Here is a 21,169-nt window from a genome sequence, read left to right as displayed (position 1 = left end):
TCGGCTCGGCGAAGGGCTTTGTCGGCAAGGGATTGCCGACCTACGTTCTCCCCTCCTGGCACGAATCCGTACACCGGGATGGAAAACGCTCTAAGGACGTGAGCACGACCATGATTTATACCCATGTGCTGAATCGAGTCCTTTGGCCGGACTAAGTTGAGCTCTTTCTGAACTGGTGTGGCTACCAACCCTTTCGTCGGCAAAGGATTGCCGACCTACGACCGTGCCGCTGTAGGTCGCGATTCCTTTCGCGACATTGCGCCGCTCGGCCCGCGGCTTGCCTCTTGATTTCCAAGACGGTATCTTCAATTCGACCCGATCTCCACATCCACGACCAAGGGCACCGCTAGGTCCATCGCGCGGCACATGCGGTTGCCAACGCCGGATGCCCGGCGCCGGTACTTTCGGCCGGGGTCAATGGTTTTGTCCAGTGGACAAGGATTTTCAGATCTTCCTTAACGCATTCAATGCGCCTCATCCCAATTAGCCCCGATCCCCACATCCACGACCAAAGGCACCGCAAGCTGCGCCGCGCGGCACATGCGGTTGCCGATTTCGCGGGCGGCTTCGTCGACATAATCCTCCGCCACTTCGAACACCAATTCGTCGTGTACCTGCATGATCATGCATACCGGAGCGCGGGATTCCTGAATCCAGGCGTCCACGGCGATCATCGCGCGCTTGATGATGTCCGCCGCGGTACCCTGCATCGGGGCGTTGATGGCGGTGCGTTCGGCGTATTGGCGGCGCTGGGCGTTGCGGGATTGGATCTCGGGGATGTATAGCCGCCGGCCGAACAGGGTTTCCACGTAGCCTTTCTCCCGCGCCGTGTCGCGGGTCGTTTCCATGTAGCCTTTGACGTCGGGATAGCGGGCGAAATAAAGGTCGACGTAGCGCTGTGCCATGCTGGTGGGGATGCCGAGCTGTTTCCCCAGGCCAAAGGCGGACATGCCGTAGATGAGGCCGAAATTGATCGCCTTGGCGGAACGGCGCTGGTCGGGCGTGACCTGTTCCGGCGGCACGCCGAATACTTCTGCGGCGGTGAAGCGATGGACGTCGGTATTGTCGTGGAAGGCGGCGCGCAGGCTGGGATCGCCCGAAATATGCGCCATGATCCTGAGCTCGATCTGCGAATAGTCCGCCGCGAGGATCTTGCGGCCGGGCGGTGCGATGAACGCCTGGCGGATGCGGCGGCCTTCCTCGGTGCGCACCGGGATGTTCTGCAGGTTGGGGTCGGAGGACGACAGGCGGCCGGTGGCGGCCACGGCCTGGTGATAGGAGGTATGAACGCGGCCGGTGCGGGGGTTGATTTGCTCCGCGAGCTTGTCGGTGTAGGTCGACTTGAGCTTGCTCATGGAGCGGTAGTCCAGGATCAGTCGCGGCAGCTCATAACTTTCCGCCAATTCCTGTAACACCGATTCGTCGGTGGACGGCTGTCCGGTCGGCGTTTTCTTGACTACCGGGATGTTCAGCTTGTCGTACAGGATGGTCTGGATCTGCTTGGGCGATCCCAGGTTGAACTGGCATCCCGCCGCCTTGCAGGCGTCCTGTTCGATCTCCAGCATGCGCTTTTCGAGCTCGCGGCTTTGCTGGGCCAGCTTGTACACGTCCACCAGCACGCCGGTGCATTCCATGCGGGACAGGACCGGCACCAGCGGAATTTCGACGGTTTCGTATAGCGATTTGAGCGAATCTTCCGCCTCGAGCTTCGGCCAAAGATGGTGGTGAAGCCGCAGGGTGATGTCGGCGTCTTCCGCCGCGTATTCGGTGGCGCTTTCGATGCCGACCTGCTGGAAGGGAATCTGTTTCGCGCCTTTTCCCGCCACGTCTTCGTAGTGGATGGTCCGATGATTGAGATAGAGTTGGGCCAGGGAATCCATGTCGTGCCGGGTGGCCGTACTGTTGAGCACATAGGATTCGAGCATGGTGTCGTGGCGGATGCCGGTCAGCGCGAGGCCGTGATTCGCAAGGACATTGGTATCGTATTTGAGATTTTGTCCGAGCTTCGGGCGGTTCCGGTCTTCCAGCAAAGGCCGGAGTTTTTCCAGAACGTAATCGCGGCTGAGCTGCGCCGGTGCGCCGGGATAATCGTGAGCGACCGGGACGTAGGCCGCTTCGCCCGGTTCCACCGCGAACGACAGTCCCACGACTTCCGCGCGGCTGTAGTCGAGGCTCGTGGTTTCGGTGTCGAAAGCGAAATATTCCGCGGCCTCCAGCTTTTTCAGCCAGCGCTCCAGTTCATCCTCGGTCAGGATCGTTTCGTAGTTACCCTTGGTTGAGGTTTGCTCGACAGGGGCGGCTGGGTTTTCGGCAGTGTTCGAAGCATCCAGTTGCCGGAGCCAGGAATTGAATTCGAGCTGGACCAGAAGCTCCCGAAGGGCGGCTTGATCCGGTTCGGTTCGTTTCAAATCGTCCGGTCCGATCGGCAGATCCACGTCGCACTTGATGGTGGCCAACTGGCGCGACAAGGGAATTTGATCGAGACTGGCGCGAAGACTCTCGCCGACCTTGCCGCCGATCTCGTCGGCATGGGCGAGAATGCCGTCCAGCGAGCCGTATTCATTCAGCCATTTTGACGCCGTTTTCGGTCCCACCTTGGGAATGCCGGGAATATTGTCCGAGGTGTCGCCCACCAGTGCCAGATAATCGACGATGCACTCGGGCGGCACGCCGAACTTGGCTTTTACGCCCGCGACATCCAGGCGGCTGTCGAACATGGTGTTCTCGAGCATCACCCGGTCGTTGACCAGTTGCGCCATGTCCTTGTCGCCGGTGGAAATGACGACCGAAAACCCCTGTTCGACCGCCTTCATCGTGAGTGTGCCGATGACGTCGTCCGCTTCCACGCCGGATTCGATCAGCAAGGGCAGGCCCAGTGCCCGGATAATGGCGTGCAGCGGCTGAATCTGCGCCCTGAGTTCGTCCGGCATCGGCGGCCTATGGGCCTTGTAGTGCTCGAAAAGATCGTCGCGGAAGGTCTTTCCGGGCGCGTCGAACACGACGCCGATATGGCAAGTCTCATACTCTCCGATGAGCTTGCGCAGCATATTGGCAACGCCCAGAACCGCGCCGGTCGGTTCGCCCCGAGAGTTGTTCAAGGGCGGCAGAGCGTGAAACGCGCGGTACAGGAACGATGAACCGTCGACGAGGACAAGTTTTTTTTCGGCTGGTTCGGACATGTTTCTTATGGACTAGGGCGGGACGGAAAAATCATTTTAACAGTCCGATGATGGTTACCGGCATGGGGCGGGCAGTTTAGTGTGCGTGAAAAAAGCGGGCTGTCGGCGAAGGGTTGCCGGCTCACGAGTTCTCCCATCCCGTTTTGCGCATAAAGAAAGCAAAGCCCTATTCGGATCGCCCCCACCGTAACGGCTTCGCCCCCTCGCTTCGCTCTCCTCGGATGAGGGTGGCAAAAGCCCTCTCCAGCGGGAGAGGGTTGGGTGAGGGGAGATTAAAAGGTATTGATTCTTTTGATCCCCTCATCCCAACCTTCTCCCGGAGGGGAGAAGGAGTAACATCTTTTGCGACACCCTCAGAGAGAGCTTTTGGTTTTACTTTCTTGGCTATCGGCAAGCCAGGTTTTGAGTGTTCGCACCGATGTTCTCGCTGCAATCCGCTCCCAATAGCGCTTCGCCACCTATGGCCGAGTTTCGTTATCGCGGCGGTCCGAAAGGTGGCGGGGGCGGGTGTCCCTCGGGCACACAGGCGAAATAGGCGTGAACCTGTTCACAGCGTCCCCGTGCCGGTGGCCTGCCCGGAGGATGGAGATTACAGGCCATTCCCGCCGTCCTGCCTAGACAGGCCTCGATGGCATGGCGAGGCGGCGGGTAGGGAGGATGATCGAAACGGTGTACGAATTCGGGCTGTCCCGGTTGCCTGTTCTCCGGTCCCCAGGCTTCGGGCGCCCTTTCCGGCGGAAACGGCGGCGGCGCCGGAATAACAGCGGGCTCTTCCCTTGGAGGTGGTGGGGGCGGGACGGGTTCTTTCCACGAGGGCGGAGACAATGGAACTGCCGCGGGTTTTTCCGCCGGGGCGATGACGGGTTTCTCGCTTGTCGCGGGAGGGTTCTCCAGTCGTCGGGACAGGTCTACCGGCCCGAAAATGACGAGACCCCAAACCAGCAGAGCCGTTCCGAACAGCACCCACAGCCAGGCGGGAACAGAACGACTGCGCTTGAGCAGTCCGAGATTTCTGCCGCACTTTGCACAGCGGTAATGGCTCGGATTCGCATCCATCGGAACGGATGTTGCCGTCTTGCAGTGAGGGCAGTTCAGACGGGTACGACCCGACGATGGCGGCATTGGCTTTCGCGGAACCGCGGTCGATCCGGACTGTCCGGGGCCATTGGCTGGTACGGGAGGCATGAGCATTGCCCGAAGTTCCGGGATGGTCTGAGGGCGCCGTTCCGGATCGACGGCCAAGGCCATCATGACGGCTTGGCTGAAGCGGGTCGTTATGGATGGAATCCGCTGATGCGGAGGCACCATTTCATCCTTTTTGTACCGGCTGATCGCCTCCTGCGGCTTTACGCCGGTCACCAGATAATAAAGCGTGGCGCCGATGGCGTAGATGTCGGCGGCAGGGGCGAATTCGTGCTTTTCGAGATATTGCTCGAAAGGAGCGAAGCCCGGCGTCAGCATCACGGAGAGCGTCCGGCTTCTTTGCCCGTGCAGGGCGAGTCGGGCGGCGCCGAAATCGAGCAGGATGGGAGTTCCGCCTTTCGTCAGATAGATGTTGGAAGGCTTGATATCCCGGTGGAGAAAGCCTTTTTCATGGACTTCCTTCAAGCCGTCCAAAACGGGAAGCATTAGGGCTGTTGCCGTGGCCTCGTCGAGCTTGCCGCCATTGCGCTTGAGATATTCTTCGAGAGAAATGCCTTCGTAGTAGTCCATCACCAGATAGGCGGTGTTGTTCTGCTGAAAAAACTCCCTGACCCGCACCACGTTGGGATGGCTGAACTTGCACAGGGTTCTTGCCTCCCGCAGAAACTGTTCCAGTCCATAGGCGAATTCCTCGCTGCCATCGAGCGTGTGTGGCGTAACCGTCAGGCTGTTGGCCTCCCGTGCCACCAGGTCGCGGGGCAAATATTCCTTGATCGCCACCGTGGTGTGCAGCACCAAGTCCCAGGCGAGATAGGTCACGCCGAAACCGCCGGGTTTGCCCAGGATGCGTCCGACGAGGAATTTGTTGTTCAGGACGGCCTGATAAGGCAGTGCGAAAGGGCTGCGCCGATGATCCGGCCGATACCCGCAGGCGGGGCAAACCGCGGATTCGCCCTTGTCCTGCATGCAGCCCATGCATAAGTTGCCGAAATTGTCGACAGCCATGTGTTTGCCGACTATGGACGGTGGATTTTTGGCAAAAACACGGGATTTATGCGTTTACCCACGGCCGCGAAAGACAACCGTCCGGTTTCTGCCCGCATTTTTGGCCTGGTATAGCGCGCTGTCCGCACGTTCTATCAGGTTCCGGGAAGAGCAGGTTGCCGCCTCGGCCGGTCCGAAGGAGGCGGCGCCCAAGCTGATGGTAACCTTGATTTCTTCTTCATCCTGGACGATGGCGGCGGTTTCGACCGCGTACCTTAACTTCTCGGCCGTGAATTCTGCTTGCTCGGCATCGCTATCCGGCAGGACGATGGCAAATTCCTCACCCCCGTAGCGGCTGAAAATATCGCTGTTTCGCAGATGGGTTTTCACTGTGTTGGCGACGTGCAGCAGGACCAGGTCACCGGTCTGGTGACCATAGGTATCGTTGATGCGCTTGAAGTGATCGATATCGAACAGAATGATGGCGAATTTCGTCGGAAATAACTGGCTGTAACTGCATTTTTGTTCGAGATAGTCCAGAAAGAATTTTTTATTGAGGATCTGCAGCACGGGATCGAGCATTGCGAGCTTGTGCAATTCCTCGTGGTAAGCGAGTTCCAGACTATTGTTGGCGATGAATTTGAAAAGGGTGTTTCCGAAAGTGATCAGATCCTGGTCGCGTAAGACGCATAGCATCTGTTTTTCCATATTGACGAGAGTTCCGTTCTTGCTGTTTTGGTCCTCGATGATGAATTCCGATCCCCGCTTTCTGATGACAGCATGTTTCCGGGATACGGAACTCTCGTCGATTTGGGCGTCTGCGCTTTTGGATCGGCCGATGACCATTTCGTCTTTATTCAGAACGATCCGTTTCCCCACATGGGGACCTCTAATCATGATCAGGCAAGCCACCAACTCGTTTCGGCCGCTTTTTCTTTCGGACCATTGTGTGGCGGATGGCCTCGTTGTTTCATCTGGCGATGTCTCGTTTCCCATATTTTCTCCCGGGAAGATAGCGGACTTTTGCGTCGGCATTTTTTAAAGGATAGGAGTTTATCGGCGGATCGGGCGGGTAACGTTGGTGGGGCCTCGGCTTGCCCGTCCGAAAGCCAAATGTGAAAATACCCAATCCATTCGGATCGGCGCCCGCGATTGATGACCGATACCGGTGTTCCCAGTTGGATTTTAGCCGGAGCGTTATGAACGTTCCGTTTTTTCTTTAGAGAGCCATCGCCTATGAACGAACTCTGGATTGCGCCTTCGATTTTGTCCGCCGATTTTGCCCGCCTCGGCGAGGAAGTGGTAAACGTTCTGAACGCCGGCGCGGACATCGTCCATTTCGACGTGATGGACAACCATTACGTCCCCAACTTGACCATCGGCCCTCTGGTGTGTGAAGCGCTGCGCAAGCATGGCGTCACCGCGCCCATCGACGTGCATCTGATGGTCAAGCCGGTGGACCGCATCATTCCCGATTTCGCCAAGGCCGGAGCAAGTTACATCACGTTTCATCCGGAAGCTTCCGAACACGTGGACCGCAGCCTTCAGCTGATCAAGGACTCGGGCTGCAAAGCGGGGCTGGTGTTCAACCCGGCAACGCCGCTCAATTATCTGGACCACGTGATGGACAAGCTCGACATGATTCTGCTCATGTCCGTCAACCCCGGTTTCGGCGGCCAGTCTTTCATTCCCTATGTGCTGGACAAACTGCGCGAGACCAAGCGGCGCATCGAGGCCAGCGGGCGCAACATCCGGCTGGAAATCGACGGCGGCGTCAAGGTGGACAATATCCGCGAGATCACCGCGGCCGGGGCCGATACCTTCGTGGCCGGATCGGCCATTTTCGGTGCCGGAAAGGACAGCGATCCGAACCGCTACGACTCGGTCGTGCGCGCATTGCGCGAGGAAATGGCCAAGGCCAGAGCCATTTAATAATGCTGGATCGCACGCCGGAGCTCATTGCTTTCGACCTGGACGGCACGCTCGTGGACAGTTCGCCGGATCTGGCTGCTGCCGTCGATGCCATGCTGGGCCGGCTGGGCTTGCCGCCGGCCGGGGAATCGCGGGTGAAAGGCTGGATCGGCAACGGCGTCGACATGCTGGTGAAGCGCGCGCTGACCGGAGAAATGTGGCCTCAAGGCGAGCCGGCGCGATTCGCCGAGGCCTTGCCGATGTTCATGGATCTGTACGAGGCGAACGTCTGCAATCGCAGTCGCTTGTTTCCGGGTGTTGCCGAAGGGCTGAAACTGCTCAAGGCGGCGGGTTTCCGCCTGGCGTGCGTCACCAATAAGCATTCGAGGTTCACCCGTCCGCTGCTGGATCGGTTGGGCGTACTGCACGATATGGACTTCGTCGGTTGCGGCGATCAATTCGAAAAGCATAAGCCCGACCCTTATCCCTTGCTGAAGACCGCCGAATTTTTCGCAGTCGAGCCTTCCCGCGGTTTGATGGTCGGCGATTCCGCGAATGACGTGAAAGCCGCGCGGGCGGCTGGGTTCATGGTCGTCTGCGTGCCTTACGGCTACCACGGCGGCAACGGCGTCGAGTGTTTGGAGCCGGACGCCGTCGTTTCCTCCCTAACCGAGTTGCCCGCTTTGTTTAAGAAAGCCGCGTGAGCATCATGCATCGACCTATTCTGAAAGAGCGATGGCGTCACTGAACCAGCCTCAAACGTAAACCGGGTTGGGCCGGAAGGCCTTAACCCGAGGAATGGCTTATTGGGTTACGCTTCGCGAACCCGCCCTATCTCGATGGACAAGACATCATGACGCCCGAACGATTTCAGCAGTACGCCGATCAAGGCTACAACCGCATTCCGCTGGCTCGCGAGGTCCTTGCGGATCTCGATACGCCCCTGAGCGCCTATCTCAAGCTGGCCGACTCGCCTTATTCCTATCTGTTCGAGTCCGTGCACGGGGGCGAGCAGTGGGGGCGTTATTCCATCATCGGTCTTCCGTGCCGCACCGTGATCCGGGTATGCGGTTCGGAAATAATGGTCGAGAGGGACGGACGCATCGTCGAGGCGAATCGCGTCGATAATCCCCTGGACTGGATTCGCCGCTACGGCGCACGCTTCAAAGTTCCGCAGATCGAAGGCTTGCCGCGTTTCACCGGCGGGCTGGTCGGCTATTTCGGCTACGAGACGATTCATTACATCGAACCCCAGTTGCACTGCGAAAAACCCGATCCGATCGGGGTACCGGACATTTTGTTGATGGTGTCCGAGGATGTGCTGGTATTCGATAACCTGTCCGGCAAGCTGCTGGTTCTGACTCATGCCGATCCCTCCGAGGCGAACGCCTACCATCAGGCGCAGGACCGGCTGGAAACGCTGATCCAGGGGCTTCGGCAAAACCGTTTGCCGGCGAATCGGGGGCAGGGGACGCAAAGACGGGTCGATGAAAGCGACTTCGTCTCCGGCTTCACCCAGGAGGGTTTCGAAAACGCGGTGCGAAGGGTGAAGGAATACATCGTCGAAGGGGATGTGATGCAGGTGGTTCTTTCCCAACGCTTGTCGATTCCGTACTCCGCCTCGCCCATGGATTTGTACCGTGCCTTGCGCTGTCTGAATCCCTCGCCTTACATGTTTCACCTGAATCTCGGGGATTTTCACGTCGTCGGTTCTTCGCCGGAAATCCTGGTGCGCGTCGAGGACGAAACCGTTACCGTCCGGCCGATCGCCGGCACCCGGCGGCGCGGCAAGACCCACGAAGAGGATCTGGCCCTGGAGCGGGAGCTTTTGGCCGACCCCAAGGAAATCGCCGAGCACCTGATGCTGATCGACCTAGGCCGCAACGACACCGGCCGGGTGGCGGAGACCGGCAGCGTCCGCGTCACCGACAAGATGATCATCGAACGCTATTCCCACGTCATGCATATCGTGTCCAACGTCACCGGCCGTCTGGCCAAGGGCAAGGACGCTTACGACGTGCTGGCCGCGACATTCCCCGCCGGCACCGTCAGCGGCGCGCCCAAGATCAGGGCCATGGAAATCATCGCCGAGCTGGAGCCGGTCAAGCGCGGAGTCTATTCCGGCGCCGTGGGCTACATCGGCTGGTCGGGAAACCTGGATACGGCCATCGCCATCCGCACCGCCGTCATCAGGGACGGCACCCTGCATATCCAGGCGGGAGCGGGCGTGGTGTACGATTCCGTTCCCCGAAACGAGTGGGAGGAAACGCTTAACAAGGGGCGTGCGGTATTTCGTGCGGTCGCCATGGCGGAAGCCGGGATCGAAGGAGGGCGGAGCTTATGAGCGCTCGCGTATTGATGATCGATAACTACGATTCGTTCACCTACAACCTGGTACAGTACCTGGCGGAATTGGGCGCCGACGTGGAAGTGGTGCGCAACGACCAGATCGACGTCGAGGAAATCGAAACGTTCGCCCCGGACAAGATCGTCATTTCGCCGGGACCGTGCACGCCGAAAGAGGCGGGCATCTCGGTGGACGCCATCCGCCAGTACGCGGGCAAATATCCCATTTTGGGCGTCTGCCTCGGCCATCAGAGCATCGGCTACGCGTTCGGCGGCAATATCATTCACGCCAAGAGCATCATGCACGGCAAATGCTCGATGGTGCATCACCGGAATACGGGGGTATTTCGCGGGTTGAACAATCCGTTCCAGGCGACCCGGTATCATTCCCTGGTCATCGAGCAGGAAACGCTTCCCGAGTGCCTGGAAGTCACCGCCTGGACCGAGGACCGGGACGGCAAGATCGAGGAAATCATGGGCGTCAGGCACAAGCAGCTCGCCATAGAGGGCGTGCAATTCCATCCGGAGTCCATCCTGACGGAGCAGGGCCACGACCTGCTGCGAAATTTTCTGAATCAGTAAGGATTCGCGATGGAAATGCCTGTCGTCCTGCAGACTCTGTTGGATAAGAAAAATCTCGGCGCGTCGCAGATGCGCAAGGTGATGCGCACCATCATGAGCGGCGGCGCCACGCCGGCGCAGATTGGAGCCTTTTTGGTCGCGCTTCGCGCCAAGGGCGAAAGCGTGGAGGAAGTGGTGGCGGCGGCCAAGGTGCTGCGGGAGATGGCCACCAAGGTTCCGGTGAGGGGCGATCATCTCATCGACACCTGCGGCACCGGCGGCGACGCCAACCACACGTTCAACATCAGCACCACGGCGGCATTCGTGGTAGCGGCGGCCGGCGGCAAGGTGGCCAAGCACGGCAATCGCTCGGTTTCCAGCCGTTCGGGCAGCGCCGACGTGCTGGAGGCGGCGGGCATCAATCTCGATTTGACGCCGGACCAGGTCAAGGCCTGTATCGACCGGATCGGCCTGGGATTCCTCTTTGCCCAGCGCCATCACGGCGCCATGAAGTACGCCATCGGCCCGCGGCGGGAAATCGGCGTGCGGACCTTGTTCAATCTGCTCGGACCGCTTACCAATCCGGCCGGCGCGCCCAATCAGCTGGTCGGCGTTTTTTCCGACGTCTGGGTGGAGCCGCTCGCGGAAGTGCTGCGGCAGCTCGGCAGCAAGCATGTGCTCGTGGTGCATGCCGAGGACGGGCTGGACGAAATCAGCATCGGCGCGCCCACTCACGTCGCGGAACTCAAGGACGGTCAGATCACGACCTATAGGCTGACGCCGGAACAATTCGGCATCAAGCGAGCTCCCTTGAGAAAGCTGACGGTCGATACCGCTGCCGCGAGTCTGAAGATGATGCTGAGCGTGCTCGACAAGGAACCGGGTCCGGCTCGGGACATTACCGTTCTCAATGCGGGCGCGGCGATTTATGCGGCCAATCTGGTGGACAGCCTGGAGGCGGGCGTCGAGCGTGCGAAAGCGGTCATCGACGACGGTTCTGCCCGACGGAAGCTGGACGCCTTGATCGAATTCAGCCAATCCATAGCCACTCATGAATAATCCCCCCGACATCCTGCAAAAGATTCTGGCCCGCAAAGCGGAAGAAGTTACCGAGCGCCGTTTGCGCACGCCGCTGGAGGACGTCCGGCGACAGGCACAGGATGCCGATGCGCCCCGCGGTTTCGTACGGGCCTTGCGGACTAGGATCGAAGACGGCGCGGCCGCCGTCATTGCCGAAATCAAGAAGGCTTCGCCCAGCAAGGGCGTGATGCGGCCGGATTTCCGCCCGGCGGACATCGCCCGGAGCTATGCCGATCACGGCGCGGCTTGCCTTTCGGTGCTGACCGACCGGGATTTTTTTCAAGGCTCAGAGGAGTACCTGAAAGAGGCTAGAAGCGTTTGTTCGCTGCCGGTGCTGCGGAAGGATTTCATGATCGATCCGTACCAGGTGTTCGAGGCCCGCGCGATCGGGGCGGACTGCATTCTGCTGATCGCCGCCGCCTTGAATGACGGGGCCATGCAAGAACTCTCGGATGTCGCCGTCGACCTCGGCATGGACGTGCTGGTTGAGGTACACGATGCCTCCGAATTGGAACGCGCCTTGCGCCTAGACCTGCCGCTTGTCGGCATCAACAATCGGAATCTTCGCACCTTCGAGACCCGCCTCGACACGACGCTCGACCTGCTGGAACGGATTCCGCCAGGCCGCTTGGTCGTGACCGAGAGCGGCATTCATACGCCGGAGGACGTATCGCTGATGCGGCGTCACGGCGTCCACACCTTTTTGGTCGGCGAAGCGTTCATGACGGCGGAAGATCCGGGCGCTCGTTTACAGGCCTTGTTTGCTTCAAACTAAGGTGGATTCGGTGCCGCATCGTCCTGGGATGGTGTCGCAACGGTAGGTCGGGATGACGACCGAATCGCGGCAACCCCGAGGAAATGCTGGGTTTCGTTCCTGAGCCCGGTCGACGTGTTAAGCTCACGACATTAGCCCTCCGGGAGAGGGCAGGGGTGAGGGTAATCGAAAGATCGCTTTCTTTCCGTAATTTGCAGTAACACGGTTGTTGGACACTCATTCACCGAGCCCACCGAGGCATAGCCTTCATGCTTCCTCATCTCGACGATCTCGCGATTCTGGTTAAAGCGGTAGCCGAGGAAGAATTGCTGCCCCGGTTTTCGGGAACCGAACGCCGGTTCAAACCCGACGGCAGCGTCGTTACCGAAGCCGATTTCGCCGTGCAAAAGCGGCTGACTATTGAATTGCGCGAGCGTTATCCGGAATTTGAACTGCTGGGCGAAGAAATGGACGCTCAGCGGCAACAAGAACTGCTGGCGCAAAACGATAACGGGCTCTGGTGTCTGGATCCCCTGGACGGAACCAGCAACTTCGCCGCAGGTCTGCCTTTTTTCGGTATTTCGCTGGCTTTGCTCATCGAGCGCAAACCGGTCTTGGGGATCGTCTACGATCCTATCCGCAATGAATGCTTCACCGCGCAGCGCGATCATGGCGCCTGGCTGAACGGCGTCCGACTCAGGGTTCGCCCCACGGATCTGCCGCTGCGGCGCAGCTTGGCGGTGGTGGATTTTAAGCGCTTGGGGCCGCTGGCGGCGAAGCTGGCCGCCCGTCCCCCATACAGTTCGCAACGCAATCTAGGTTCGGTGGCTTTGGAGTGGTGCTGGCTCGCAGTCGGCCGATTCCATGTTTATCTGCACGGCAAACAAAAGCTCTGGGACTATGCCGCGGGCGCGCTGATCTTGTCCGAAGCCGGAGGCCATGCGGAAACCCTGCAAGGCGAGCCGATTTTCAGCCCGGAATTGCAGCCCCGTTCGGTGGTCGCTGCCGGCGATGCGCGTCTGTTCGAGGAATGGAAGACCTGGCTGGTTGAACAGTCGAGCGGCGTCGATTCTCCCTGATCTTTTTCATGCGGCAGGACTGCCGTTTCAGGCCTGATGTCTTTTGGCCGCAGAGCCGATTGCGAAATCGCATTGTCCGTTTATCCCTCGATATGGTCCGATCGTCACCGTGAGCCGGGATATCGGCGACATGCGGCGTTCGATGCCAGTGATATCCTATCGCAACCTTCAGCATAGAGATGGGGCGGAACGGAAGCCGAGTCGATGCCGGTAACGACGCACCGCGAAATCGATGGCCCAGATATGGAGTGGTATGGGCATGTACCTTGCATAAACGGCTATTTTTCGGCCAGACGCGGAGGGGTTAATATCGTGAGTGATGCTGTTCTTGTACGCCAAGGCGCGCCATATTCGGATCGTCCGGTACACGCCGGCGATTTCAATCGCACAAGGGCCTTTAGTCAGCCCCTCGCTCAACTGCGCTTGCCGCTGCTCCTTCTTGTTGCCGGTTTTCTTCACGCCTGCGCTTGGTCGCCTTTCCGGCAGGAGGAGCCGAAAGCCCCTCCCGAGCCGCTGGTCGAAAACATCGAGGGCAACCGCTTTGCGTTGGGAAAAGACGACAGTGTCGTCGGACAACTGGCGACGGTGAAGATAGCGGAAGGGGATTCTCTTCCGGACGTGGCCCGGCATTTCGGCCTGGGCTTGGAAGGGGTCGGTGAGGCCAATCCCGATATCGATCTATGGGCGCCGCAGCCGGGCAGCCGGGTTATATTGCCGATGCAGTTCACCCTTCCGGACGCTCCACGCAAGGGCATAGTCGTCAATCTCGCCTCTATGCGCCTTTTTTACTTCCCGAAGAAGAAAGGCGGAGAGGTGGTCACCTATCCTGTCGGCATCGGCCGCGAAGGCCGCTCCACGCCGACCGGCGAAATGCTGGTCGAGCGAAAGACCAGTCATCCGACCTGGCACGTTCCGGAGTCCATTCGCAGGGATCACGAGAAGAAAGGCGATCCTCTTCCGGCGGTGGTGTCGCCTGGCCCCGACAATCCCCTGGGCGACTACGCCATGTATCTGAGCCGTCCGAGCTATTTGATTCACGGCACCAACAAACCGTATGGCATCGGACTTCGTGCGAGTAACGGCTGCGTCCGACTTTACCCGGAAAATATCGAAACGCTTTATCGGGAAGTGCCGGTCAAAACGCCCGTGCGCATCGTCAATCAGCCCTATTTGGTGGGGTGGCGCAACGGCGAACTTTATCTGGAGGCCCATAAGCCTCACGAGGAACTCAATGCAAAGCAGCTCAAGAAAAATCTGATGGCCGCGCTCAAGAAAATCGAAAAGAAGCAGGAGCGAAAGCTGGATTGGCCACGCATCGAGCAGACCGTGAGCGAGGCTCGGGGCATTCCGGTACCCATTTTCGAGAACAGCGAAAATCTCGCTCGGCTGGTGAGTAAAGCCGTGGCTCTGAAATATCCCGATGAGCTATACGGTCGGCCGAAAACGCCGGCGATGACCGATAGCGGCTGGTACATCACGGCGCTGGAATCGGGGGACGAATTGAGCGCTCAGCGTTTGGCGGCGGTTCTGAATCATCAGGGACCGCAGATTCCGGCCCGGGTGGTGGCCCTGGAGAACGGACGCTTCAAAGTCATCGCCGGCCCCTTCAAAGACAGCAAGGCGACCAAGGCGGCGGCGAAGCGGATGAAGATCGATCTGGATATCACGGGCGATATCGTGTCGCCGAAAGAGCGCGTGAGTCTCAAATAGCGTTTATCCCCGAGGCGGCATCCAAACGCCGGTAACGGCTGCCGCCTCGTCCCGGCGGCGTCGATCGCCTCGGGCGAGATGGTCCGATTTCAGGTCGTAGGTCGGCAATCCTTTGCCGACGACCCTCGCTAAGTACATTCCGCAAATATTTGCGGAATCTCGATAGATTAGCTTGATTGGCGGGGTTGTCCTGCAGGTTGCCTATGCCGCAAGACTTCCCTGAATGTACTTAGAGCATTTTCATACCGATTGTACGGGCACTCGCGAGTAGGTCGGGAATCCCTTCCAATCGCAAACGGTCGCTTTAGTCGCGACCCTTCCCGACGATGTCGTTGGGCCAACGGGTTCGTCGGCAAAGGATTGCCGACCTACGACTGTAGCACCCTGTAGGTCGGGAATCCTTTCCCGACGCCATGCTCCGGCCGAGCGTCTTCATCGGCAAAGGATTGCCGAATGCTTGAATCCATTCACCCGAGCCGAAAGCCCAACGACTTCCGCCAAGCCGGTTTTGCCGTACGAGCGAGATAAAAACGCTCTAACTCCAAAGCGCTTTAAATCAAGGAGTTAATTCTTGTAGGGGATTGGGCCGCGAGGCCGTAACCTACCGGGCGAGGTTGCGGAATCGGTGGGTTACGGCACGCGGAGACATCACCGTAATTTTCCGGAATCGGCGCAATGCGTGCCTAACCCACCCTACAAAGGTATCAAAACTCCGGAGCGGCGCGGTAAGTCCAGGTAACGGCCAAATTGCCGAAAAAGCCGTCCCCCAGTTGGACCTGGTCGAATTCGCGGCGGGGATTGGCGAGCACTACGTGCTTGGTGTTCAGATCTTCATAAATCGGCAAGCCGACCGACCCGCGCAGCTTGAAGTTTCCGCCGAAAGCGTTGAGAAAGCGGTAGTCGAAGACGAATGCAAGATTGGTCACGGTGCCGCCGCTGTTCCCGATCTTGTAGCCGTGGTCTTCGCTTTTTTGCGTGTAGCTGGCGTCCATCTCGATGCCCAACATCAGATCATAGTTCGGCGTGTAGTGGAAAGCCGCGCCGACGGTGGCGACGTCGCCGAAGGCAAAGTCGTTGTCATTTTCCGGGTTGACGGTGTAGAGGGCCGAACCGTGAAACCAGAAATCTTTCCAGCGCTGCGAGTAGAGCAACCCGCCGGTGAAGGTGGCGGTGTCTTTGCCCAGCTGTAGAGCGGGGCCGGTGGAAACGAGCCTTCTCCCGGCCACGGGATCCGTGGTCGCTCCCCTCTCGCCGTCGAACTGTCCCGTCGGCAAGGTGGTGCCGAGCAGAATGGTCCCGAATTTGTCCCAGCGGGTGCTGCGCCAGAAGTTATAGCGTCCTTCCAGGGTAATGTCGCCGATGCCGTTTTCCTCGCCGACGGTTTCCCTGACGCTGGTGGGCGACGTTCTGACTAGCGTCTTGGTTCTACGTTCGAACCAGGGGACGTTGACGAAAAGAGAGAGATTGTCGGTGGGCGAGTAGTTGACGATCAGTGCCTGCTGATGCGCCTGGACTTCTTTCGGAGCCCGCGGCTGGGTCCTGTTGCTGTTGATGAACTCGCTGGGATCGGTGCTGTTTGAGCCTGCTTTGACCTGGTCTTTCTGCATGTAGCCGTAGACGGCGCCGATGCTGAAGGCTCCCGCTCCCGGCGTCACTGCCGTACGGATACGGAATGGCGCGGTGGTCCCGACCGGCGAGACATCCTGATAGGCGATCCCGAAGTCGATCACGTCGCCCCCTTCCTTGGCGGCGAATGCCTCGGCCTCTTCCCGGTTGGCGAAAGCGATATAGTTCGGAACCATATCCGGAATGACGCGGCTGCCGATGACATAAATGGCGTCTTCGGCATCTATCAGCTTGCCGGAGACCCAGTCGTGCACTTTTACCGATTCGAAGGCGGAAAGTCCGCCGGCATCGTCGACCTCGCGCAGCATGCAGGCGACGCCGCAGGTGAATTTTTTCTTGCCGTCCTTGTAAACCAATTCGGCGGCACTCTTTAGGTACTGATCGATGTACATACCACAGACCCGGCAGCTTTCCCGTTCATGGGGCTCCTCGGCCGAGACCGCAAACGATATGAGCAGAAGCTGGCATATCGCCAATGCTGGCCCCAAGCCAAATCTAATGAGTGCCGTCATAAAATCCCCCTTTGTATAGCACTGTGGTCAAAAGCTTTTCGAAAGTGTCGATACTGGCTTCCCCGGTGATCTTCTCCCGCACGATGCCTTTCTCGTCGAGCACCAGGGTCGTCGGCAAGCCGATTACGCCGAACTGCCGGGCTACTTTTCCGTATTCGTCCACCAGCATCGGATAAGTGACGTGATCGAACTTCCGGAACCGCTCGTCCGCCTCGACGGGCCGGCTTTCGTGTATGGCGACCGGCAGGAAACCTTTGTCCTTATATTTTTGATAGAGGGTTTCCAGGGCCAGGACGGTTTCTTTGTTGCAGTGGGAGCAATCCATAGCCCAGAAGCGCACCAGGACCACCTTGCCCCGGATGTCCTTGGGCAGCGTCACGGGATTTCCGTGAAAATCGGTGAGCGTGACGACGGGCGCCATGTCGCCGATCTGCAAGCCCGGCCGTCGACCGTTGCAGGCGCCGAGCGACGCCATGATCGACGCGGCCAATAAAAGTCGAATCCAAAATGTGATCGTCATGAACGCCGGTCCAGCGATTCGATGACGGCCGGGGTCACATCCTGAAAGCGCAAGATCTTGGTGCCCTTGTGGTCCTCCAGAAATTCCTGGGCGGACTCTTGATCCCTGAAGGGGAGCAATTCATGACCCATGGGGCCCAGTACGTCCGAGCCGATCACGTAAAATGCGGGCTTGGCTTCGATCAGTTCGACTTCGTAATAATCCGTGACGTAAATGGCGACGATTTGGTCCGCCGTTTTCCCCGGTGTGTATTTGGACGTGTCGAAGATATGCTTGAACATATCCTTGGCGCCGTCGTAAAAGTACGAGGTGCCGTCCTTAAAAACGATCTGCGCCACCCACTTCGGATATTTGTAGACGAACATGCCGCAGACCGGGCAGCGGTCGCTCTTCTTGAGCACCGCCTTTCCTGCTGCGTCGGCGACGGAGCCGGGAACGACCCGGGACAAAGCCAGCGCCGCGAGGGCGCGCAAACAGTTCCTTCGGGATCGATCGGTCATGAGGGTTACCTTGCTTACATAACGAGATTGGAGATCGCAATTCGATAGGTCACGACGGACGCGAAAGCCGTGTAGGACACGATCGAGGTCAATGCGAGTCTTCTTAGCAGCGATGGTATTGCCGAGCTCAGGCTTGCTATCCCGCGGAACGGGATCAGGACGGCGATGCCCGCGCCGGCGACTACGGCGCTGAACAACAGGATGTATAGCAGATAACCGATGTAGTTATATTCCTCCATGATGATGCAGAACGGACAATGGTGGGTCGGCAATTCGTAGATATAAAGCGAGATGCAGGAAATGATCGCGACTATGGAGACGAAGAAGGCCACTACCGCCAAAGCGGAATAGACATAGCCGCCTTTTCCCCGAAGATAGAAATAAATGCCGGAGAGCAGCGCCGCGGCAATGCTGATATAAAAAGCCCAGAGCGTGGGTAATGCCGGCAGGGCCGCGATTTCCGAGCCGAGTCCCTCGACCCGTTCGCTGCTGAAAAGGGCGCCGCAGCACGAGGTGATGACATTGGCGTCCAGCTTCAGGAAATAAGCCAGTTCCACAATCGTTTCGGCCACGATGAACGGGGCGATGACCGCCAGCAGGAGGTATTTTTTCCTGATGAGAGGGTAGTCGTAAGCCTGATTGTCCGCGTGGTTCAGCACCAGCCAGAGTCCCGCCAGCAGGAAATTGCCGACCTTCAGGATCAGGGTCGGATAACCGAAGGCATTCACGCTCAAGGCCCCCGCGGCGCACATGGCGCCGACGAACAGCGGGTAGAGCGTGTCGGCGGTGAACACGTAAAGGAACAGCGAGATCAGTTGCAGCCCGAAGGTATAGGACAGCAGCGTCGAGACCAGGTAGGTCCGCCGCTCCAGGGTCAGCTGCAGTTCGCTGCCGCTCTCGATGTTCCAGTGGCGATAGATCTGTAGCCCATAGTAGGCCGAATAAACCACCATCAGGCTCACCGTCAGCGCGGCGATGATATTGGCGATCACCGCCGGATGCATGATCACGGCGCTTCTCCTTCGAGCCGGCCGTCCCGCAGCCGGACCACCTCGTCGACGACGCTGGCCTGGTACACCAGGGGGTCGTGGCTGGTAATCAGGACCGTTTTGCCGTCTTTTTTGAACGTTTCCACGATTTCGAGGAATCTGTAAGAGAGCTTGGTGTCCAGGTTGGAGGTTGGCTCATCCGCGATGATGACGGACGGGTCGTTGATCAGTGCTCGGACGATGCCCACCCGCTGCGCTTCGCCGCCGGACAGCCACTCGATGCGCGAGTGTGCCTTGCGGGAAAGGTCTAGCCTGTCGAGCAGATGCATCGCGCGCTCCTTGAGCGGCCCATGCCGTTCGCCCAAGGGGTAGGCGGGCAGCATGACGTTTTCCAGTGCAGTGATCCCCTTGATCAGATTGTGCTGTTGGAAGATGAAGCCGAAGGTCTTGCGGCGGATATCGGTCAGAAAGCGTTCCGGCAAGCTGGTGATTTCGCGTCCGCTCAGTTTCACCCGTCCGGCGGTAGGGCGCGACATGCAGCCGATGATGCTGAGCAGGGTGGTCTTCCCCGAGCCGCTGGGGCCGGTCAGAACGGTGACCTTGTTGGAGCTGATGTTGAGGCTGATGCCGTTGAGCGCCGAGTATTCGCTCGGCTTGCCTGTGTTGAATACTTTGCGGACGTCGAAAAGCTCGATCATGAATCACTCTCCCGTATGGCGCATGGCGGCGTCCGGATCGATGGTCGCCGCCCGCCAGGCCGGAACGATGGTGGATACCGTGTAGGGCACCACCGTGAGGAAGAAGAGGGTGGTCAATTGCTCGGCGCTTACGAAAGGCATCAGCTTGAACTGCGGATACAGGGTCGACCAGCCTTTCAAAGCCGGTTCGAACACCAGGGAATGGGTGAAGAATACGTGGATGTAAGCGAGGATCACGCCGGCGAGAAACGCGGTCAGCGAAATCACCGCGCCTTCCCAGAATTTCATGCGGATGATGTCCGAGGTTTCCCAGCCGATGGCCTTGAGTATGCCGATTTCACGCCGTTCCCCGGCGCTGAGCCCGGAGGCCTTGTCCCAGGCGAAGATGACGAATGCCAGGACCGCCGCGGACAGGATCACGATCATCATGCCGCCGCGCCAGTTGAAGATCGAGTCGTAGGTGCGGAGGATCTCGTCCCGTATGATCGGGCGGGAATCGGGAAACAGCCGGGTGATCTTGGCGGCGATCGTGGAAAGCTCCTCGGGATTTCTGACCGAGACCGCCAGATCGGTCACATAGTTCTCGGGGATGCCGAAAAATCTGCGGAAGTCGGGCTCGGTCATCAGGATCAGATCGGAGGAGACAAGTTCCGACGCGGAGGAAAGCGTGTCCTTGATTCTCAAGGGCATTCCTTCGCCGGCATGGGTGCGGAACAGTATGAATTCGCCCTTGCCGGCATTCCGCACCCGGGCGATGCCGTTGCCGATGACGATGTTTCCCGCGCCGATCGTTTCGGCGCCGACGAGAGGCATGGCTTGCTCTTCAGGGCCGTGGCGGTGCTCGTTTTCGGTCACGACCGTGCGCATCGGCTCGGTCTCGGCTTGTTCCGTCGCTGTCGTGGCGGGCGGCACCAGCAAGGTGTAGTTGGCTCCGAAAACAGGGTCGAAATAATAGCCCCAGAGCCGCCCCTCGACTGCCTGCACGCCCCGGATTTTCAGAATTTCGTCCCGATAGCGCAGCGGCATGAGGTCGTGGCGTCCCGCCACGACTTTTTGCACGATCATTTCCGGCGACTCTCGAAGGACGAGGGATGCCTCTTTCTTGATCGCGTGGGTAAAGAACATCACCGAGGCCAGGATGAACACGATCAAGGCGTACAGGATCAAGAGGCCAATGTTCTTCACCTTGCGCCGCAGCAGCGACGACAGGGTGAAATCGATGATGTATTTCTGCTTCTCAATCCAACTCTTCATTGATTTTCCGAATGTTTTCCGGTGCGCCCAGGAAGGAGCCGGAAGGGAAATGCTCCAGGGATATGGGATGGTCCTGAAAGGGTGTGCTCAAGTCCGCTTGCGAGAGATGACGCGTGTAGCGGGCCTCGGTAAACAGGCATAGATCGGTGAGATGGAGTGCCTTTACCAAAGCCCGTTTTTCAGTCAATTCCGGTGGATGCGTCCGAGTGGAGATTGCGGCGTGCAGGAGCAACAAACCGAGGATGGCCGATTGCGCTGCGATCGCCGATAAAAAAACGCTCGATTTCCTGGTCATTGTTCTTGTGAATTGTCTTGTGTTTCGG

At 59.0% G+C, this 21,169-nt stretch carries 18 protein-coding genes; 8 read left to right on the top strand and 10 right to left on the bottom strand.

The annotated features are described in order from the left end of the window. Positions 1-464 precede the first annotated feature (464 nt). The 3 genes from polA to JOD69_RS18760 form a co-directional block, all read right to left on the bottom strand. The gene (gene polA, locus JOD69_RS18770; RefSeq protein ID WP_086134322.1) at positions 465-3,179 is read right to left on the bottom strand and encodes a DNA polymerase I; all 2,715 of its coding nucleotides are present in this window, start codon (positions 3,177-3,179) and stop codon (positions 465-467) included. A 474-nt stretch (positions 3,180-3,653) separates the two neighbouring features. After that, a complete protein-coding gene (locus tag JOD69_RS18765) occupies positions 3,654-5,327 on the bottom strand; it encodes a serine/threonine-protein kinase (RefSeq protein WP_210024154.1) in 1,674 nt (557 codons plus the stop codon). 54 nt (positions 5,328-5,381) lie between these two features. Continuing rightward, entirely contained in the window at positions 5,382-6,203 is an 822-nt protein-coding gene (locus tag JOD69_RS18760; RefSeq protein ID WP_168183830.1) for a GGDEF domain-containing protein, read from the bottom strand. 339 nt (positions 6,204-6,542) lie between these two features. Here JOD69_RS18760 and rpe point away from each other — a divergent pair, with 339 nt between their 5' ends. The 8 genes from rpe to JOD69_RS18720 all read left to right on the top strand — a co-directional run bounded on the left by rpe (position 6,543) and on the right by JOD69_RS18720 (position 14,747). Further along, positions 6,543-7,238 carry a ribulose-phosphate 3-epimerase gene (gene rpe / locus JOD69_RS18755; RefSeq protein ID WP_077728769.1) on the top strand — a complete coding sequence of 232 codons (696 nt, stop codon included), beginning with the start codon at positions 6,543-6,545 and terminating at the stop codon, positions 7,236-7,238. Between the two features lie 2 nt (positions 7,239-7,240). Then, positions 7,241-7,921 carry a phosphoglycolate phosphatase gene (locus JOD69_RS18750; protein WP_210024153.1) on the top strand — a complete coding sequence of 227 codons (681 nt, stop codon included), beginning with the start codon at positions 7,241-7,243 and terminating at the stop codon, positions 7,919-7,921. 149 nt (positions 7,922-8,070) lie between these two features. Further along, on the top strand, positions 8,071-9,561 hold the full coding sequence (gene trpE, locus JOD69_RS18745) for an anthranilate synthase component I (RefSeq protein ID WP_086134325.1): 1,491 nt from the start codon (positions 8,071-8,073) through the stop codon (positions 9,559-9,561). Further along, positions 9,558-10,145 (top strand): aminodeoxychorismate/anthranilate synthase component II, encoded by a 588-nt coding sequence (locus JOD69_RS18740; RefSeq protein WP_156880336.1) that lies wholly within the window; start codon positions 9,558-9,560, stop codon positions 10,143-10,145. Before trpE ends, JOD69_RS18740 begins: the two co-directional genes overlap by 4 nt. 9 nt (positions 10,146-10,154) lie before the next feature. Then, a complete protein-coding gene (gene trpD / locus JOD69_RS18735) occupies positions 10,155-11,183 on the top strand; it encodes an anthranilate phosphoribosyltransferase (RefSeq protein WP_210024152.1) in 1,029 nt (342 codons plus the stop codon). Next, the gene (gene trpC, locus JOD69_RS18730; RefSeq protein ID WP_077728774.1) at positions 11,176-11,979 is read left to right on the top strand and encodes an indole-3-glycerol phosphate synthase TrpC; all 804 of its coding nucleotides are present in this window, start codon (positions 11,176-11,178) and stop codon (positions 11,977-11,979) included. The genes trpD and trpC overlap by 8 nt, the downstream gene beginning before the upstream one ends. Before the next feature lie 248 nt (positions 11,980-12,227). Continuing rightward, complete coding sequence (locus JOD69_RS18725; RefSeq protein ID WP_077728775.1) at positions 12,228-13,037, top strand: inositol monophosphatase; 810 nt, start codon at positions 12,228-12,230, stop codon at positions 13,035-13,037. Between the two features lie 312 nt (positions 13,038-13,349). Continuing rightward, positions 13,350-14,747, top strand: coding sequence for a L,D-transpeptidase family protein (locus JOD69_RS18720; protein ID WP_205780676.1), 1,398 nt, complete (start codon positions 13,350-13,352; stop codon positions 14,745-14,747). 704 nt (positions 14,748-15,451) lie between these two features. On the opposite strand, the gene JOD69_RS18715 is transcribed toward JOD69_RS18720, so the two are convergent. Genes JOD69_RS18715 through JOD69_RS18685 form a run of 7 tightly spaced genes read right to left on the bottom strand, consistent with a single transcriptional unit; the run spans position 15,452 to position 21,141 of the window. Continuing rightward, positions 15,452-16,885, bottom strand: coding sequence for a nitrous oxide reductase accessory protein NosL (locus tag JOD69_RS18715; protein ID WP_077728776.1), 1,434 nt, complete (start codon positions 16,883-16,885; stop codon positions 15,452-15,454). Then, a complete protein-coding gene (locus JOD69_RS18710) occupies positions 16,869-17,405 on the bottom strand; it encodes a TlpA disulfide reductase family protein (RefSeq protein ID WP_077728777.1) in 537 nt (178 codons plus the stop codon). Before JOD69_RS18710 ends, JOD69_RS18715 begins: the two co-directional genes overlap by 17 nt. Further along, entirely contained in the window at positions 17,402-17,905 is a 504-nt protein-coding gene (locus JOD69_RS18705) for a nitrous oxide reductase accessory protein NosL (RefSeq protein ID WP_077728778.1), read from the bottom strand. Before JOD69_RS18705 ends, JOD69_RS18710 begins: the two co-directional genes overlap by 4 nt. A gap of 14 nt (positions 17,906-17,919) precedes the next feature. Continuing rightward, the gene (locus JOD69_RS18700; protein ID WP_240502413.1) at positions 17,920-18,909 is read right to left on the bottom strand and encodes a hypothetical protein; all 990 of its coding nucleotides are present in this window, start codon (positions 18,907-18,909) and stop codon (positions 17,920-17,922) included. Positions 18,910-18,911: 2 nt separating this feature from the next. Then, on the bottom strand, positions 18,912-19,592 hold the full coding sequence (locus JOD69_RS18695; protein WP_077728780.1) for an ABC transporter ATP-binding protein: 681 nt from the start codon (positions 19,590-19,592) through the stop codon (positions 18,912-18,914). Between the two features lie 3 nt (positions 19,593-19,595). Further along, entirely contained in the window at positions 19,596-20,846 is a 1,251-nt protein-coding gene (locus tag JOD69_RS18690; RefSeq protein ID WP_077728781.1) for an FtsX-like permease family protein, read from the bottom strand. Beyond that, the gene (locus JOD69_RS18685) at positions 20,830-21,141 is read right to left on the bottom strand and encodes a hypothetical protein (RefSeq protein ID WP_077728782.1); all 312 of its coding nucleotides are present in this window, start codon (positions 21,139-21,141) and stop codon (positions 20,830-20,832) included. The genes JOD69_RS18690 and JOD69_RS18685 overlap by 17 nt, the downstream gene beginning before the upstream one ends. Between the last annotated feature and the right edge of the window lie 28 nt (positions 21,142-21,169).

Source organism: Methylocaldum sp. RMAD-M (assembly GCF_017832375.1).
In the GTDB taxonomy this organism is placed as follows: Bacteria; Pseudomonadota; Gammaproteobacteria; order Methylococcales; family Methylococcaceae; genus Methylocaldum.
This window is presented reverse-complemented; position numbering and strand designations above follow the sequence as displayed.